Genomic DNA, 1,112 nt, shown 5'->3' with positions numbered 1-1,112 from the left:
TGTACTGCCCAGGGACGTTGGTTGTGTTGCGACGACTCGCTGTAGTCGTTGGGATGTGAGAAGGACCTCCTGCAGTGGAGTGGAGCTGTCTAGTTCACACACTCTCCGCAGGAGGTCCTCGTGTCCCACGCTAACGCTGCCCTGACACCACGCCAACGCCTCCGGATCGGTCGTCTGATCGTCGATGACGGCTGGCCAGTCCGGCACGCAGCCTGTTCTTCCACGTGTCCTGGCCGACCGCGAAGCGCTGGGCCGACCGGTATGCGGCCATGGGCGCCGAGGGCATGCATGACCGCTCGTCCCGTCCGCACCGGTCCCCGAACCGCACCCGCCCTGAGCTGGTGAAGAAGGTCGTCGCACTTCGCTGGCGAAAGCGCCTCGGTCCCGTTGGGATCGGCGGGCAACTCGGCATGCCGGCCTCGACAGTGCACGCCGTGCTGACCCGCTGTCGGGTGAACCGGCTGCACCACATCGACATCCGCACCGGCGAACTCGTGCGCCGTTACGAGCACGAACGTCCGGGCGCGATGATCCACGTCGACGTGAAGAAACTCGGCAACATCCCCGATGGCGGCGGCTGGCGCTACGTCGGCCGACAGCAAGGTGGGCGGAACCGGTCAGCAACGCCCGGTAAGGGCCGCAGCAAGCATCGCGGCCCGCTGATCGGGACCGCGTTCGTGCACACCGTGATCGATGACCACTCCCGCGTCGCTTACGCCGAGATCCACGACGACGAGAAAGCAGCGACCGCGATCGGGGTGCTACGGCGGGCCGTGTCGTGGTTCGCCGCACGCGGTGTCCGGGTGGAGCGGGTCCTCTCCGACAACGGCTCTGCCTACAAGTCCCACGCCTGGCGCGAGGCCTGCACTGAGCTGGAGATCACGCCGAAGAAGACCCGCCCCTATCGGCCGCAGACCAACGGGAAGATCGAACGCTTCCACCGCACCCTCGCCGACGGGTGGGCGTTCTCACGGCACTACCCGACCGAGCACGCCCGCCGGAACGCCCTCCCGGCATGGCTGCATCACTACAATCACCACCGGCCCCACACCGCCATCGGGAACCGGTCACCGATCACTCGGTTGACCAACCTCCCTGGGCAGTACAACTAG

Annotated in this window: 1 pseudogene; it reads left to right on the top strand. The window is 66.8% G+C overall.

From position 1 onward, the window contains the following. The first annotated feature begins 120 nt into the window (after window positions 1-120). Window positions 121-1,112: pseudogene (locus DEI82_RS15905) on the top strand (IS481 family transposase).

The organism is Curtobacterium sp. MCBD17_019, from assembly GCF_003234555.1.
Taxonomy (GTDB): Bacteria; Actinomycetota; Actinomycetes; order Actinomycetales; family Microbacteriaceae; genus Curtobacterium.
Note: the sequence above shows the minus strand (reverse complement) of the source record. Positions and strands in the feature narration are given on the sequence as shown.